At 39.6% G+C, this 16,158-nt stretch carries 14 protein-coding genes; 2 read left to right on the top strand and 12 right to left on the bottom strand.

The window, feature by feature from the left end; translation table 11 throughout:
• Positions 1-10: 10 nt before the first annotated feature.
• The 6 genes from ACP8HH_RS08620 to ACP8HH_RS08595 form a co-directional block, all read right to left on the bottom strand.
• Positions 11-1,249, bottom strand: coding sequence for an Nramp family divalent metal transporter (locus tag ACP8HH_RS08620; protein ID WP_438318673.1), 1,239 nt, complete (start codon positions 1,247-1,249; stop codon positions 11-13).
• 371 nt (positions 1,250-1,620) lie between these two features.
• Positions 1,621-3,738, bottom strand: a complete 2,118-nt coding sequence (locus ACP8HH_RS08615; RefSeq protein ID WP_438318670.1) for a hypothetical protein — start codon at positions 3,736-3,738, stop codon at positions 1,621-1,623.
• On the bottom strand, positions 3,731-4,279 hold the full coding sequence (locus ACP8HH_RS08610; protein ID WP_438318667.1) for a sigma-70 family RNA polymerase sigma factor: 549 nt from the start codon (positions 4,277-4,279) through the stop codon (positions 3,731-3,733). Before ACP8HH_RS08610 ends, ACP8HH_RS08615 begins: the two co-directional genes overlap by 8 nt.
• Positions 4,280-4,591: 312 nt before the next feature.
• Positions 4,592-6,259, bottom strand: coding sequence for an acyl-CoA dehydrogenase family protein (locus tag ACP8HH_RS08605; RefSeq protein ID WP_438318664.1), 1,668 nt, complete (start codon positions 6,257-6,259; stop codon positions 4,592-4,594).
• Positions 6,240-7,754, bottom strand: coding sequence for a class I adenylate-forming enzyme family protein (locus tag ACP8HH_RS08600; RefSeq protein ID WP_438318661.1), 1,515 nt, complete (start codon positions 7,752-7,754; stop codon positions 6,240-6,242). Before ACP8HH_RS08600 ends, ACP8HH_RS08605 begins: the two co-directional genes overlap by 20 nt.
• Positions 7,755-7,768: 14 nt before the next feature.
• Positions 7,769-8,137 (bottom strand): MerR family transcriptional regulator, encoded by a 369-nt coding sequence (locus ACP8HH_RS08595; RefSeq protein WP_438318658.1) that lies wholly within the window; start codon positions 8,135-8,137, stop codon positions 7,769-7,771.
• Between the two features lie 216 nt (positions 8,138-8,353).
• Here ACP8HH_RS08595 and ACP8HH_RS08590 point away from each other — a divergent pair, with 216 nt between their 5' ends.
• The gene (locus tag ACP8HH_RS08590) at positions 8,354-8,509 is read left to right on the top strand and encodes an AMP-binding protein (protein ID WP_438318655.1); all 156 of its coding nucleotides are present in this window, start codon (positions 8,354-8,356) and stop codon (positions 8,507-8,509) included.
• The gene (locus tag ACP8HH_RS08585) at positions 8,506-9,735 is read left to right on the top strand and encodes a class I adenylate-forming enzyme family protein (protein ID WP_438318652.1); all 1,230 of its coding nucleotides are present in this window, start codon (positions 8,506-8,508) and stop codon (positions 9,733-9,735) included. The genes ACP8HH_RS08590 and ACP8HH_RS08585 overlap by 4 nt, the downstream gene beginning before the upstream one ends.
• A 632-nt stretch (positions 9,736-10,367) precedes the next feature.
• On the opposite strand, the gene rlmD is transcribed toward ACP8HH_RS08585, so the two are convergent.
• From rlmD to ACP8HH_RS08555, 6 genes are all read right to left on the bottom strand, one after another.
• Positions 10,368-11,735 (bottom strand): 23S rRNA (uracil(1939)-C(5))-methyltransferase RlmD, encoded by a 1,368-nt coding sequence (gene rlmD, locus ACP8HH_RS08580; RefSeq protein WP_438319083.1) that lies wholly within the window; start codon positions 11,733-11,735, stop codon positions 10,368-10,370.
• Positions 11,736-11,884: 149 nt separating this feature from the next.
• Positions 11,885-12,460: a GNAT family N-acetyltransferase gene (locus ACP8HH_RS08575; RefSeq protein WP_438318648.1), complete on the bottom strand. Its 576-nt coding sequence runs from the start codon at positions 12,458-12,460 to the stop codon at positions 11,885-11,887.
• 249 nt (positions 12,461-12,709) lie between these two features.
• Entirely contained in the window at positions 12,710-13,669 is a 960-nt protein-coding gene (locus ACP8HH_RS08570) for a tRNA dihydrouridine synthase (RefSeq protein ID WP_438318645.1), read from the bottom strand.
• Positions 13,670-13,960: 291 nt separating this feature from the next.
• Positions 13,961-14,140 carry a hypothetical protein gene (locus tag ACP8HH_RS08565; RefSeq protein WP_438318642.1) on the bottom strand — a complete coding sequence of 60 codons (180 nt, stop codon included), beginning with the start codon at positions 14,138-14,140 and terminating at the stop codon, positions 13,961-13,963.
• 70 nt (positions 14,141-14,210) lie between these two features.
• Positions 14,211-15,104, bottom strand: coding sequence for a hypothetical protein (locus ACP8HH_RS08560; RefSeq protein ID WP_438318639.1), 894 nt, complete (start codon positions 15,102-15,104; stop codon positions 14,211-14,213).
• Between the two features lie 104 nt (positions 15,105-15,208).
• The gene (locus ACP8HH_RS08555) at positions 15,209-16,057 is read right to left on the bottom strand and encodes a metallophosphoesterase (RefSeq protein ID WP_438318636.1); all 849 of its coding nucleotides are present in this window, start codon (positions 16,055-16,057) and stop codon (positions 15,209-15,211) included.
• Positions 16,058-16,158: the final 101 nt, after the last annotated feature.

Here is a 16,158-nt window from a genome sequence, read left to right as displayed (position 1 = left end):
CCTTTATTCATTAAGAGAAAAATATGTTTTTAAAATTATTAAATGCTAAATATAATAATACAAGTAAACCAATTACTCCAAATATATTACTCGTTAGTTTGTTTTTTAGCGTTCCCATTATTTTTTTATCATTTGCAATAACCAAAATTGAAATTGCGATAAATGGTACAACGAATATTGTCACCGCTTGTGCAAAAATAATTAAGTTAATTGGTGCTGATCCAAAGATCATGGCTATGGTTGATCCAAACAAAATCACAATCATAATCGATACCTTTACTTTCATACTTGACAACTTTCTACCGAAACCAAAACCATCCGCTAGCATAGACCCTCCAATAGTAGCGTTCCCGATAAGTGACGAAAAAGAGGCTCCTAAAAGACCTATCATAAATACTACGGATGCCCATGATCCAAATATCGGTTCAAGCGATAAGCCCATTTCAGATGCATCGTTTACCATTAGGCCTTTTGGATTTAGAATTGTTGCAGCTACTACCATAACTAAAAATGAAATAAACCCCAAAATAAAAATTCCTATATATGATTCACGTATACTGTATTTAGCGTCCTTAATTGTCCAACCTTTTTCCTGAACTAAATACGATTGATAAACGGCTCCTACGATGGAGAAACTAGTCGCAAATAATGCAATAATAAGTCCCATACTTCCATCAGGGAATGTCGGTATTAATCCCTTCGCTATTTCTCCAACTGAAGGCTTAACAGCAATAAATGTTATAAGAAATGCACCTAACATTGCCAATACTAAACCAAGCATAAGTTTTTCTAAAACAGCGTAAAACTGCTTGGCAAAAAGCAATCCAATAGCTAATAATGTCATAATTACAATCCATACTTTTCCGTTTACTCCTGTCAATGCATTCATGGCAATCCCAGTTCCAATCGCATTTCCGGCTTGGAAAGAAGATGTAACTAAAAATGCACCGATTCCAATTAAAACTGCTGCAACTTTCCCCCATTTAGTTAGCATAATACCTATAAAACTATCTTGACCCGCTATTCCAATCCTAGTACTCATTTCTGTATAGCTCATCATAAGAAGAATAGCAGCGACGATAGCCCATACGAGTTGGGACCCATAAATGGCTCCAATTTTTGAAGCTAGAGTTAAACTTCCTGGCCCTAAAACCAAAGCTGAAGTAATAAATGCAGGACCAATATACTTTAATAATCCTCCATTACGCTTTCCTATTTCTACCCCATTTGTAAGCGCATTTTTTTCCATTCCATCTCTTCCTCCTTTTTATTATCTGAGTCTTCAAACTAATCATACATTAGAAAGTAAATATAAGACATGTCTTTAATAGGTCTTTAAATCATAAATAAATGTTTACAAGTAGATTAGAAACGATTAGATGTTAGTTTTATAAATTACAAAAATATCCTCACGTTTGATGTGATATTAGTTTCATTAACACACAATTGCTTATGAAAAAAACAGGGAACGAACGATGTAAATCCTCGTCCGTTCCCTGTTAGTTGCTTTGTCACAAGCACCCTATATTTACCGTGAATGTGCGCTTATTCATGTTTGTGTCGTGCAAAGGAAATGCCTCAATTATTAGACTGTAATTCCTTTTCCATTTGATTGCCATGCTATTTGGTAGAGCCTGAAAATTCATTCACTTTCGCATCTAGCTTCTTTACCCATTCACTATCATTCCAAATATTGGGGTTGTCAATCGTTTGATTATCTCCACGCACCATAAAATCATACGTATCTTTTCCACCCGTATACCAATCAACAATGACTAACTTGCCGTTTACTTTACGCACAAGAAATTCAGTGCCTTCACCATAACCGCCTACAAACTTTTTAATGTGCGCAGGTAAGTGTAAATAGAGAAAGCCCCCATCCGCATCATCAGAATAATCCACTTCCCAATCGTCAATTTCAATATTTTTTACCTTATCAGTATAACCTGCATGCAAATCATGTTGAGATTGAATTTTCTTTTGCATATACCGATTTAGGTCATCGTTATCGATAAATGTATCCAAATCAATATCTGACCCGTTCCAAACCGCTTCGTAATAGTCAGTCAGCGCGTTCACGCACATTTCATAGGCAGTTTCAGAATCCTCAAGAGATAGTTGATCTGAAGGAATTGTCTGATACTCGTCATCCCTTGTATACACATGCTCCCCTACTTCGGTCCAATCTCCAAAAGCTGTAAAGTTCAGATTGAATGTGTAGTAAATTTCTTTTACTTCAGGATGATTGAAGATGATTTCATTCATCGCTTCCAATAGTACTTTTCTTTCTTCCCACGCTGGCACACCGACAATATTCATAAATGGGACAAAGTCAACAACTACCGTCCCTTTAGTATCGAGATAAGCACCGAAAAGACCATTCTTCAAAGCCTTTCCGAATACAGCGTTAGTAGACAACCACTCCTTGATATCCGTCTCTAAATCTTCATTACGGTCACCAAGATTGTCTTTTTCGATCATCTTTTCTAGATATTCATCGAATTTCGGTTTCTCAAGATCAATCACTTGTAGCTTCGTACTCTCAGAATCCTCCTTCAATTGTTGCCAGATAACCGTATTGCCACGGATGACAGGGAATTCACCGTTTTGACCAATTTCCTTCGTTTCACGATACGTCCATGAATAGGCGTAGATTATCTGTTCGCTTTCCCAAACGACATAGTCTTCACCGATATCAAAGGTGTTGATGTCCCCGCGGAATAGCTCGACTTCCTTCGAACCCGCTATCGAACTAATTACAAGCCGTGTCTCGCTTGTTTCAGTCGCTTCCTGCCAAACGACATAAGTGTCGTTCAACGTGGGGGCATAAGTGAACATATTATTTGTGAATGCGGGGTCCATTTTTTTCTCTTTAATGGAATAGACGACAAAATCTTTATCTCCATCCGTCCAAAGCAAATAGTCATTCGAAATTTTTGTAAGTGTACGCACATCCGATTCACCGACAGTTTGCATTACACCTGTATCTAGATCATACAGTTGGATCATCGTCTTATTTTCCCCTGCAACCGGCTCTGCCCAAGTAAGCCGGTTTGTCCCGCTACTCATGGAAATCCGTGGCTCCATTACATTGGGATTGCTATAACCAGGAACGTCACTTGATTCTCGAATGACCATTTTATTACCACTTTCACGATTTAGCGCATAAATCCTCCATTTACCAGTTTCTTTGAACAACCCCGCATCAACCCATGTAATCCAATCTTCATTGATTTGCCCACCATATACTTCAAAGTCAAAGTCGGATGTAATCAACTCGCTAAATTCCTCCGTGCGCATATTGTATGTCGTCATGTCGTACCCGAATGAGCCTGATTCAGGTGTATCGTTTGTACCCGACCAGATGACTGTATCCCCATGTATATCCTGATAATGGACTCTGAGCATTCCAGTGTCAATTACATCGGGTTTATCATTATCATCAGGATTTATCACCGGTGGTACATTCTCATGCGGCGGTTCGGTTCGCGGTTTTTCACCCGTCGCGAATAAACCAAGCTCTTTTGCAGCCATCCCACCAAGGATGAAGATGAATGCACTAACGGCAGCAGCTGTCAGTACCGCCGGCCAAAAGTTCAACCGTCTTTTCGGAGTATCTGCAGTTTGCATTGTTCTGATTTTCGAGCGGATCTGCTTTCGATCCTGTTCTTTGAAATATGGGGCTGATGAGATGGCCGTGTCCATATCGTTCTTCAGATCCTTCAATTTCTTATCCATTCGCCTCACCTCTTTCCAAAAGTTCCATTGGCTTGCGTAGCTTTTCTCTTCCCCGATGCAGCCTCACTTTCACTGTACTTTCACCGATAGCGAGAATAGCGCTGATTTCCCTGATGGACAGCTCGCGGTAATAATGTAGGAGAATCACTTCCCGATATTTGATGGGCAATCGCAACACTTCATCGACAAGTTGCGCACTTTCCATTTTCGCATGCAATTCTTCGTCAGGTCTGGTCCATTTAGCTGCCAATACATCCTTTATATTTTCCCGCACAGAAATTTTTCTCACATGCCAGCTTCGCAAATAGTCTTTGCATTTATTAATGGCGATGGAATAGATCCATGACCTAATCGAAGACTTCTTCGTGAATGAATCCAATTTCAGATAAACCGTTAGGAAAATCTCCTGTGTAATGTCTTCGGCTGCAGCATGGTCTTTTACATATGTATAGGCAAGACGCTTGATTTCTTCCCCGTACCGCGTCATTAGCTCCTCGATCTGTTTGTTTTTCGTCCTTCCACGTAATTCCTTATCAGTCATCCTCCCCGCCTCCTTTCCTACTTGTTAGACGACGCTCGGCAAATATTGGTTACAAATAAAAAATGCCGGGTCGCTGAACGAATTACTGTCCAATGAAAAACTCGGTACTTTTTTACTCTTTAAAAGTATCATTCTCATTCGCCAACGTCAATAACGCAACGCATTCAACATGCCCGAAAACCAACAAAACTCCAACAAACACAACAACTTAAAAAAATGGTTATTAATACATGATGTCAGCTACTTCCAACTTAAACGAGCAAAATAAAACAGTCCTTGAAAGTATCTTCTGAGACTGCTTTATTGATTGCTTTAAAATACTTCCCCAAAATATTTCACGCTACTTTTCTTTTCACCAACTTCTCTCTCCACCCAATGCATTTCGATAAAGATTTCCATCAGTTGTTCATAGCGGCCTCCGTGCTTCGCCGCCCATTCAAGTGCAACGACGCCTTCGTATAGGTGTGCCATCTTTTCCATTAGTTTTTTCGCTTCGATTGTTTGCATTTCAGGTGCTAAACTTGCAAACGTTTCAAGGCTCTTCGCTAATTTCTTTAATGCACTCTCCACAGTTCCCTTCCATTGACTGGCTGGAATTGCACTTAGTCGTGTGGTCATCTCTTGAATAAATAGTGTGTGTGCTTCGTATTTATTCACCAGTCGGACGAGTTCCATGCCTAAAATATTGGCGGTGCCTTCCCACACGGTTAAGACTTGTGCATCTCGGAGTAGTCGGGGTGTGACGAAATCCTCGATATAGCCATTTCCCCCGTGCATTTCAATAGCTTCATGGGAAAAATGAATGGCTTGTTCGGCGGACTCTTTTTTAAGCAAGGCAATTTTCAAGCGGTTTAAGATTATCTCAACTTCTGTTGCAACCCCTGCTGTTACTTTGTCGTAATCATTAATCAAATCAAATGTGGTGGCCATTTCAATTTCCAATTTTGCTTTCAACGTTGCAAGCGTGTCTTGAACCATCGGAAAGGCAGTGAGCCGGTTACCAAATGCATTTCGTCTTTCTGCGTACATCGTCGCTTCGTTTAATGCACGGCGCATGATGCCCAGTGAAGCGATTGCGTTGCAAATTCGGGATAAGTTCAACGCTTCCATCATGTAATAAAACCCTTTTGTTGAATCCCCAACGAGATACGCAAGTGCCCCTTCAAATTCGACTTCTCCGGAAGGAACCGCCCGTACGCCGAGCTTATCCTTCAAACGTCGAATCTTGATACCGTTCAATGAACCGTCTTCTTTCCGCCAAGGTACGGCAAATAAACTTAAGCCACGAGAACCTTCGATTGCCCCTTCTATTCTTGCAAGAACCATTGCAACGCCGCACATGCCTACATTTGAAGCAAAATACTTCTCTCCGTATAAACGATACTGATCACCATCCGGTACTGCTTGAACGACATTTGCACCGACATCTGAGCCACCTTGCCTTTCTGTTAAAAAGGTAGCCCCTTCAAATAAATCGACATCGCCTGTTGCACAAACATGTGGTAAAAATCGCTCTTTAACGGCATCGCTAGCGTAGTTATCTAATAAATAAGCCGTTGCTTGCGTCAACGTCACGGGACAATAGAAACCAGGTTCTGCTTGCGATAGCAAATACCCTTGCGCAAAACTATATACATAATTCCCTTTATGGCCAAGGGCAGGAATTTCTTTATGCACATAACCAACAATCCCAGTTTGATACGTTTCCGCCACAGTTTTTTTATATCCTTCATTGACCCACACTTCGGAAATATCATCGCCATATTTATCGTACTTTTCTAATCGTGGTTGCCCTTCCCGGTCTGTATGGCGGGCACGTTCGTCAATTTCATTTGACACTAATGAACCAAATTGGTTAAGTTCTTTTACGGCATATACATAAAACTCTTCAGATAAGGATTCTTTTAATATCGTTTGGAGCGTTTCATCCCCTACAAAGAAGTTTTGAGTTGTCTTAATTTCAGCTTGTTGTAACACCATGTGCATCTCTCTCCCTTAACGGCTGTTTCAATATTTTACCCGAGGTGTTCCGAGGTAGTGCCTCCACTTGTTCATATAGACGCGGAACTTTGTAGTCAGCAAGTTTTCCAGCAGCAAATTGTTGCACCGTTTCCAAATCTAGTAGTTCACTTGCCGCAAAATAAGCTTTTACGGTTTCTCCCCACTCAGGATGGGGCACACCCACAACAGCCACTTCATGAATTGCCGGATGCGTGACAAGCACTTCTTCCACTTCTTTCGGATAAATATTGACGCCCCCGGAAATAATCAAATCTTTTTTACGATCGACTATCCACATAAATCCATCCTCATCGACTTTGGCTAAATCACCCGTCTTCAACCAATCTCCGCTAAACGCTTCTTTTGTCGCTTCTTCGTTATTATAGTAACCGAGCATATTACCTTCCCCGCGCAGCAAAATTTCCCCAACTTCACCTGGCTTGACCACTTCTCCGGCGTCATTAACGATTTTTATTTCCGCATGAAGTGCGGCTCTCTTGCCAATACTGCCCGCTTTCGCAGAATGCTCTTTTCCAGTTAGGACCGTGCCATTTGGGCCCGCCTCAGTGAGTCCATATACACACACTAGATTGTCCGTTTTAAATTGTTGTTGAACAAATTCAACTTCTGGTTTTGATAATGGTGCCCCCCCATAGATCCACCATTTCATTGAAGACAAATCAGCTTGTTCCATTTTTGGATGCTTCGCTGTGAGTAAATACGCGACAGGTGCACCGAAGAAATGGGTAGTCTTTTCCTGTTGAATTGTTTCAAGTAACAGCTCAGGTGTGAACATCGGTGTAAGAACAGCCGTGGCACCAACCACCATGCCTGCCATGAAAAACAAATGAAGCGGAGCCGAATGACTGAGTGGCATCATGAGAAGTAACCGACTCTCCGGTTTCATTTCCATTTCGATACAAATCATTTGTGCGACCGTAAAAATGTTCTTGTAGTTAAACAGCACGCCTTTTGGTTTCCCTGTCGTCCCCGAGGTATATAAAATGGTCGAAAGCGCAGTATCCGGTAAATTACATTCAATAGGTACTTCATTTTCAACGAGTACTGAATTAAAATCATTCCATCCGTTTACTGCATCGCCTGTTTTAATTAACAATAATTCGGTTGATAATTTTTCAACAGCACCAAATAACAGTTCATGTGCAATGAATACTTTGGCTTCGGAGTTTTCAAGAACATATTCCACTTCTGACAGCGTCATTTTTGCATTGATAGGAACAACAATCGCACCGATTCGCTGGACAGCAAAATAAGCAATGACAAATTCGGGAACATTCGGCATATAAATTACAGCCTTGTCCCCTTCTTTAATGCCGTGATCTTTTAGTCCATGCGCAAATCGATTGACGAATTGATCAAGTTCCTTATACGTGTATCGTTTCTCCATTCCGATAACCGCTTCTGCTTCTGGATACTTTCTCGCATTACGTGCCAATAATTGTGAACTGTTCAAATCTCATTTCCCCCTTATTGATGATGCAGTTTCTTATTGAAGACAACAAGCAGCTGCTCCATTTCCTTTTTAATGTCTTCTAATTCTTTTATTTTTTCTTCAACTTGCAAAATCTTTTCCTTTCCAAACTCAATCGTTCGTTCCAGTTGCTGTTTTCCCGTCCGGTCTTTATTAAATAGCAAAATCATCTCTTTAATTTCATCAAGTGTGAAGCCGTACTTTTTCCCGCGAACGATGAGCTTCATTTTGACAATTTCTGATTTTGGATAAATTCGCTTATTGCCGGGCGTTCTTTCAGGTTTTAACATGCCAAGTTCTTCATAATAGCGAATTGTACGTGTCGTTACATTGTATGTTTGGGCAAGCTTAGTAATATCTTTCACGTCAGCCTCCTTTTATTATTTGAATATTCAACTATAACTTGATTCTACCATTGACGTTTACGTTAAGTGCAAGTATTTTTTGAAGAACTTTTTGTTAGGTGCACAAAACGTTCAGGTCAATTCTGAATTGCGTTAGTATCGTGTTCAATAAAAGGAGTTGTGACACTTTTGTTGAATAACATATTGAGTACCACTCAAAACAAAGGGGGATATTTTATGCAACATATGTTGTTCAGTGATCCTATCAAGCTCAATGCAGTTCGATACGCGGAAAAGGAAGCGCTCTCTTTTAAAGATAAGCGTTTTACTTACCGCGAATTTAATGAACGTATCAACCAACTCGCACATGCACTACAGGGGATTGGCATTTGAATGAGTTTGAAAGTGAAATAGAATCTATTTTAAAGGAAACGAAAGACGTACAGCATCTCATTTCAGTCGGTCAATCTAATACACTTGTGGTCAAAGAATATGAGCAGTGGCTTGCAAGTTATCCTAAGACTGAACCTGTTCCTAATGAGCCATTAAAAGAAACGGACACAGCTTGTTTTATGTATACAGGTGGTACGACTGGCCATCCAAAAGGTGCTGTCCGTTCACATAGGAGTATGTATTTAGTTGCTTTACTTTTCAGTATCGAGTTTTCAGTTGGACGTGGCGGAAAATGTTTGGTCGCTGGACCGCTTTACGGAGCAGCTGCAATGTCGACGTCTTTACCAAACCTACTCGTCGGAAATTCAGTTCATATTTTAGACCGATTCCATCCTGTTGAAGTACTCAAAGCAATGGAACAAGAAAAACCAACGAATATGTTCATGGCACCGCCGATGTTCGATGCAATTTTCTCTTTACCTGAAGCCCTTCAAAACCAATTTGATACGTCGTCTATGAAGACGCTCATATCTGTCGGCGCCCCCCTTCATACGAGTACAAAAGAAAAAGTGTTCACGTTCTTTAAAGATGTTGATTTAAACGAATTTTATGGCGCTTCTGAACACGGAGGCTCTACTAACCTATTTCCTGAATACCAACAAGATAAAGACCGTTCAGTTGGACTTCCCATGTTAGGAATGGAAGTTAAATTAGTAGACGATGAAGGAAATGAAGTTCCAGTGGGTACTACTGGTGAAATCATGGTTAAAGGACTCACTTTATGTGACGAGTATTATAAAAATCCCGAAGCAACTGAGGAAGCATTTCGCGGAGAATGGTTAGGATTAGGCGATTTGGGAGTGCAAGATGAGGAAGGTTATTTCTATATTGTCGACCGGAAGCAAGATATGATTTTGTCGGGTGCTATGAATGTCTATCCTGCTGAAGTTGAAGGAGTTTTACATCAAAATCCGAAAATAGCAGACGTTGCGATCATCGGTGTACCAGACGAAAAATGGGGCGAGACGGTAAAAGCTATTGTCATCCTACGTGAAGGTGAAACTGCGGAAGCAGAAGAAATCATTCAATTTTGCGATGGCAAGCTAGCCAGTTTCAAAAAACCTCATTCCGTTGATTTTGTTGAAGTCTTGCCTCGTAGTTTGCAAGGAAAGCTATTGAAATATAAACTTCGAGAACAATACGTACAACAAGAAGTGAAAAAATAATCAATGCACTTCCACTTTTTATGATCAGGTGTATAGGGCCCCACTTCACATACGAAGCATGTTGCCGTCTGAATTATAAACGACCCCTAACAATAGTGGAAGGTTGGCGAAATTGTCTAAAATGCCTATCCTTTTCGCCGCTTTCATCGCAATTGGTAAAGATGTAATACTTCTCGGCGTGAAAAATAGAGTTGTTACGCTTCTTTCGTCTATTCGAAAGGGTTCAGTATATTCGGACAGATTGTCTTACACAAACAGAGTTCACAATTTCTGATATTACATGTAAAGAGAGAAGGTGCATGAGTATTTTCATGCACCTTCTCTCTATTTGTTTTTGTTGGCAGCCTATATATATATATCTTTCATCATCGTTTCAATAATCAATTTTTTCATCAAACGAGGTTGACTGTCTAAGTCACGATCGCATTCAAAGTCAATTTAGAATTGCATCTGAGTTTTATGTCGCACATTCAGGCATTTGACATATGGGGCAGGGATGATATGAGTGAAAAGCAATATCTTGTCAATGTTTAGAAAAATTGACGTAAAAAAACAGGTAACCAACGATAGACATCTTCGTTCGCTCCCTGTTTTACATTAAAGCTTTTTTCGACAGCTAAATAAGACACTTTTTATGCATCCAACGTCAAAAGCGCAACACATTCCACATGCACTGTTTGGGGAAACAGGTCAACAGGTTGTACTTTTTGAAGTGAATACCCAAACTGCTGTAATTCCGCGATGTCAACTGCGAATGTGTCCGGTTTGCAAGAAACATAGACAATCCGTTTCGGTTGAGATCGGCCAATACGACGCATCACTTTTCCCCCAGCCCCAAAACGTGGTGGGTCAATTAATAGAAGATCTGCGAAGCCGAAGCTCTCATGTATTTCGGCAAGTCCAAGTCTTGCGTCTTTAGCAAGGAATGTCGTATTATGCAAATCATTATCCACAGCATTTCGCTTTGCGGATTCAATGGAAGATTCGACAATTTCAATTCCGGCCAATTCCTTTACACGCGCCGCAAATGGCAAAGAGAATGTACCAACACCGCAAAAAAGGTCGATCACTTTTTCATCTGCTTTTGGTTGACCCATTTCCAAAGCAAGTTCAACGAGTTTTTCAGCCTGTACGGGATTTGTCTGGAAAAATGTATCAAACCAAAGACGATAGCGATAGCCCGCCATTTCATCGTAAATGAAGTCACGACCCGCAAGGACATGATTTTCTTCAGACTGTGTACGATCTGCCCAATCCGTGTTCACTAACCAAAGAAGACTTTTCACATTTGGAAATTTCTCTGTGATTCGCTCGATAAGGTTTTCACTAGAGACTTTCAATTCTCCGTCAGGTGCTTCCGTAGCAAATAGCGCAAGCATAATTTCACCAGTAGCAAACGACTCCCGAACCATTAAATTACGCAGGAGCCCTTCATGTATGTCCTTGTTATAGCCTTTAAGGCCGAACTCTTTTACCCACTCGCTCACTTCCAGCATCGCATCGACAATGTTATGGCCCGCGATTAGGCAAGTTTCAAGAGGTATAATTTTAAGGTAGTTCCCCTGCTCATGTAAGCCTATATCTCCTTCTGGAGAAAAAGTGAATTCCATCTTGTTACGGTAATGCCATGGGTTATCCATACCAATTGTATCCCTTACCAAGTCGGAATTCAAACCGACACTTCTCAGCGCTTCCTTCACATGATTCGTTTTTTGCTTCAGTTGACCTTCGTAACTCCAGTGTTGCCACATGCAACCCCCACAAAGGTTGTAATGTGGACAAGACGCATCTGTTCGTTCAGGACTAGCGACTAAGATTTCTTCCGGCATGGCTTTTTTCTTTCTCATAATTGGATGCTTCAAGACAACTTCTACAGACTCGCCTGGGATTGTACGTGGAATCGTTAATCTTAATTTTTTAGGATTGCTCCCCGTACTTTCACGCCACAATACAGCTTGTCCATTTCCCTTATCATCAACATAATCGATTTCAGCAATCATTGTTTCTTTCTCAACAGTAGTCAAGGAATGATCCCCCTAATAAAATTCATTTATTAATCAAACTCGTAATTAATAGTGTACATATCTAATTATAATGTATATCTTAATGGATTGCTGGCCTTGCTTATTTTTGAGAAGCTATTCAAAAACTAACTCAATACTACTTCAAGATTCTTTTTCACAACTGCCCATTCTTCCTTAATCACACTGAACATAACGGTATGACGAATCGTTCCGTTTACACGAATCATATGATTGCGAAGAACCCCCTCTTTTTTCGCACCAATCCTTTCGATGGCTTGTTGGGAACGAGTGTTTTCATGATCTGTTTTCAGCTGCACTCGATTCAATTTTAATTCCTCAAAACAATGTGTGAACAGCAAATACTTGCACTCAGTGTTGATTGGCGTTCGCCAAAATTCTGGATTAAGCCATGTGTTTCCGATTTCCAAACGTTTATGAGCCAAATTGATATCCATAAATCGTGTCGAGCCGATGATCTTATTTGTTTCATTATGAATAATGACGAATGGGTACTCATTCCCTTGTTCTTTTGCGTTAAGTGCTGCGTAAATATAAGTCTCCATGTCTTTTTGTGTTTCCATTCGATTCAACATATGCATCCAAATTCGTTCGTCCTGTGCAACATTATAAAGGCAATTCGCGTCATCTTCCGTCATTACTCTTAATGTGACTTGTTTTCCTGTTAATAAAATCTCTTTCATACCCATAATCCCCTTTCGGAAGTTACATATCTTTACTTACTATATCATTTCAATCCTTTTGAATCAGATTACAATATGGAAAAAGCCATCTATCGATAAGATAGATGGCTTTGTTTGCTTAATGCTCTTTACTACACTTCCGTACTTTGATTCGAGATAACAAACACTGATGAAGCGGAGCATTTTCTTGATACAACCACATATCAAAATCTATGCTCGCTGTCATACCTTTCTTCGCTCTTCAACATTTTATTGTTCAAAATTACTGAGCATTTTACGAACTTCATCTGTTGTTTCTGTGCTCATCAATTGATTTCTCAATTCTCCAGCTCCTGAGAACTCACGAACATAAATTTTAAAAAAGCGGCGAAGTGGTTTAAATGGAAGTGGCTCTAATTCTCTTGAATATTTATCATGAAGGTCTAGCTGCAACCTTAAGAGATTGAGCAGTTCCTTACTACTATGTTCTCTTGGCTCTTTTTCAAAGGCGAAAGGATTTTTAAAAATACCTCGTCCAATCATAATCCCGTCGATACCGTATTTTTCAGCGAGCTCCATTCCCGTTTTACGGTCAGGAATATCTCCATTGATTGTTAAAAGTGTATTTGGTGCTATCTCATCACGTAGCTTCTTAATTTCTGGAATCAGTTCCCAGTGAGCATCCGCAACGCTCATTTCCTTTTTAGTGCGCAGATGAATCGATAGATTGGCGATGTCTTGCTCAAAAATATGCGTCAACCAACCTCGCCACTCTGCTAAATCCGTGTAACCTAGTCGCGTTTTCACACTGACAGGTAATCCTCCCGCTTTTGCAGCTTGAATGATTTCTGCTGCATTATCTGGGTAACGGATTAGACCGCTTCCCTTTCCTTTTGCCGCCACATTTGGCACAGGGCACCCCATATTGATATCGACACCTTTAAATCCTTGTTTTGCCATACCAATACTCATTTCCCTAAAGTGTTCAGGCTTATTTCCCCATATGTGAGCCACCATAGGTTGTTCATCTTCTGTAAACGTCAAGCGCCCACGAACACTAAAGATTCCTTCAGGGTGACAATAACTTTCGGTATTCGTAAACTCTGTGAAGAAAACATCAGGACTTGCTGCTGCTGCTACAACATGGCGAAACACAATATTCGTGACATCTTCCATCGGTGCTAATATAAAAAACGGTCGTGGTAAATCAAGCCAAAAATTATCGTTCACTTTCAAATTCAATTCCTCTCTTTATAGGATGCAAGGTAAATCCTTCATCCAAAAACGCTTAATTATTTTTATTAAAAATCACAAAATTAGTCAAAGTAGCAAATGTACCTTCATAACATACCAATACTTTTATCGACAGTAACTATTTTACATGAGTAAGGTAGAAGTGGAAAGGGGCAAGTGTTTACAGGGCTAATTTTTTCTCGTGTTTGAAAAGAAATGTCTCCAATGAAATTCTATAGTCCTCTTTGAGTAAAGGTACTAATTTGTTTATAAATGCTAATTGAATGTTCAAGCTCTTTTCTTAAATAAATCTCTTACGGTCACAAAAAAGAGATACAGCGAGACGATAAGAAACAAGAGTGCAAATAACTTAGAAATTAAAACTTCTCTCCTCAAAAATTCACTGAGCGAAATCCATATAGCCAATACGAATAAAACTAAAGCAAGCCCATCTTTCTTTTTAGACATGATCCTGTCTCCTAACTGAAGCGATTTAAGCACAATTCTTATGTAGTTACTGTACGCTATGGTGAATCCTTCACTTCTTTTGATAAGTAATCCAAGTAGGGCAAGGAGCAAAAGGAAATGTTTTTAATACTTCCATTGCACAGCTATCTGTTGTGTCGAATTCACCTATAATAACTTTCACTTTTTCATTAATGGAATACTTTATTTGTCGGACTATTAATTGAGGAATTAAACTTTTGTACAGCTTTTTTGAGTGTCCACACCATCCTAATTCATACGAATCTTCACTTTCTGATTCATGAAGAAATGAATACGCAGCTATGTCCTTTCCGAAAGCGTCTAAACAAATATAACTCCCATCTAACAATACATCATTTGCTAAAATCATTTTTTTCCATTCATCTAGTCCTGTGCTAACTACTGGATTGACTGTATGTGTTTTTTCATAGTTTCTTTTAACGAGAAGAGCTAACTTTTCCATCAGCTCTTTATTTAATGAAATCTCTGCTAACGTTTTGATCATATGGTTATTTTCATCGCTATATGGTAATTCCGCTTTAAAGTTCGATACTTGAAGAGTAGGCATATACGTTTTTCTAATTTCCTTGAATCCATTTCTCTCATAAATACTCTTTATGTTAATTGAAGTTTCCCAAATAGAAGTTTGCAATGGTAAATCCATTGTTCCCAGGCTCTCAACCTTGGAAAGCAATTTTTCTTCCACATCATTCATCGCATAAAACGGGTTGCTTAAAATTCTGAAATAAGTACAATACGGATGAAAACTGCTCATCCATCCAAAACTCATACCTATTAATTTATCTTTAACAAATGCCGAGTATGCAAATTTGAACTTAGATTTCCTTATTATATTTAGTAAACCTTCATCCACAAAGGATAAATCAAATAGCTCTTTTAATTGTTCATCGTCTCTTTTATCGTATTCCTTTATAAGAATCTGCAAATTGATCCCCCCGTTAGAATTGGTTACAAGCACTAAAAAATATAGCAAATAAAATAATAGGTTCTAATTTTCTCAACCAAATCGCCTCCTATTTTACTACTAGGTTAATTGTTCACCGCTTCCAATGTGACCGCCACAATTTCTGGACGATTGAATAATCTTAAAGGTATAATACTGTTCCCGAGTCCTCTGCTGACCATCATCACCGTATGATCCAGATCATGTTTGCCAGCAGTATAGGTTGGTAAAAATCCTTGGTTCGGAGCGACTAAACCACCGAAAAAGGGAAGTCTTACCTGTCCACCGTGTGCATGGCCGGCAAAAATCATATCAAACCCAGATTCCGCATAGAGGGTTAGCAGTTCTGGACGATGCGATAAAAGAATGGAAAAAGTACGTTCCTCAAGTTCCTCTTTTAACTTTCCAATGTCTTCCTCTACTATCTCTTGTTCTGACCGACCATTTCTATCATGTGCAGGGTCGTCAATGCCTGAAATACTAATTTTGTCATTTCCTATTTCTATGCTAGTGTGTTCATTTCTTAAAACCTGTACCCCTATATCCTTTAAAGAGAGTTCCAGTGAACAGAACGTTCCAGACCACCATTCATGATTTCCTGAAACATAATACACTGGAGCAATGGCGGTAAGCTTTTCCATTAAAATCAGTCCCGCATTATCACCTGCCCTGTTGGAATCGATAAGGTCTCCGGTAAACACAATGATATCCGGCTGAAGTCCGTTGACTTTTCTAATGAGCATTTGCTGATCTTTCCCAAAACTTTTATTATGCAGATCAGACAAATGTACGATTTTAAATTGATCAAAACCTACTGGGAGGTTTCCTAAAGGAATAACTGTTTGACTTGTGGAAATCGAATTGTTTTGAAACCAAATAAAATATCCCAATGCCGCAATCGCAAATAGTATATATAGTAACCTCTTTTTTAACATAGCATCATTTCCTATCCGAATGTTCTAGTAGTCCTTCGCTGTAAATAAGCATGTATTCCACTGTATTAGGGCTTAAAGTGGTTTATCAAAAAATCGTTTGG

Origin of the sequence: Sporosarcina sp. FA9 (genome assembly GCF_051550205.1) — a bacterium.
In the GTDB taxonomy this organism is placed as follows: Bacteria; Bacillota; Bacilli; order Bacillales_A; family Planococcaceae; genus Sporosarcina.
This window is presented reverse-complemented; position numbering and strand designations above follow the sequence as displayed.

What these genes read in the sequence shown, in the direction of transcription:
- ACP8HH_RS08620 (WP_438318673.1), bottom strand. Translation starts at nt 1,249, where the DNA reads ATGGAAAAAAATGCGCTTACAAATGGGGTAGAAATAGGAAAGCGTAAT.
- ACP8HH_RS08615 (WP_438318670.1), bottom strand. Translation starts at nt 3,738, where the DNA reads ATGGATAAGAAATTGAAGGATCTGAAGAACGATATGGACACGGCCATC.
- ACP8HH_RS08610 (WP_438318667.1), bottom strand. Translation starts at nt 4,279, where the DNA reads ATGACTGATAAGGAATTACGTGGAAGGACGAAAAACAAACAGATCGAG.
- ACP8HH_RS08605 (WP_438318664.1), bottom strand. Translation starts at nt 6,259, where the DNA reads ATGGTGTTACAACAAGCTGAAATTAAGACAACTCAAAACTTCTTTGTA.
- ACP8HH_RS08590 (WP_438318655.1), top strand. Translation starts at nt 8,354, where the DNA reads ATGCAACATATGTTGTTCAGTGATCCTATCAAGCTCAATGCAGTTCGA.
- rlmD (WP_438319083.1), bottom strand. Translation starts at nt 11,735, where the DNA reads ATGATTGCTGAAATCGATTATGTTGATGATAAGGGAAATGGACAAGCT.
- ACP8HH_RS08575 (WP_438318648.1), bottom strand. Translation starts at nt 12,460, where the DNA reads ATGAAAGAGATTTTATTAACAGGAAAACAAGTCACATTAAGAGTAATG.
- ACP8HH_RS08565 (WP_438318642.1), bottom strand. Translation starts at nt 14,140, where the DNA reads ATGTCTAAAAAGAAAGATGGGCTTGCTTTAGTTTTATTCGTATTGGCT.
- ACP8HH_RS08555 (WP_438318636.1), bottom strand. Translation starts at nt 16,057, where the DNA reads ATGTTAAAAAAGAGGTTACTATATATACTATTTGCGATTGCGGCATTG.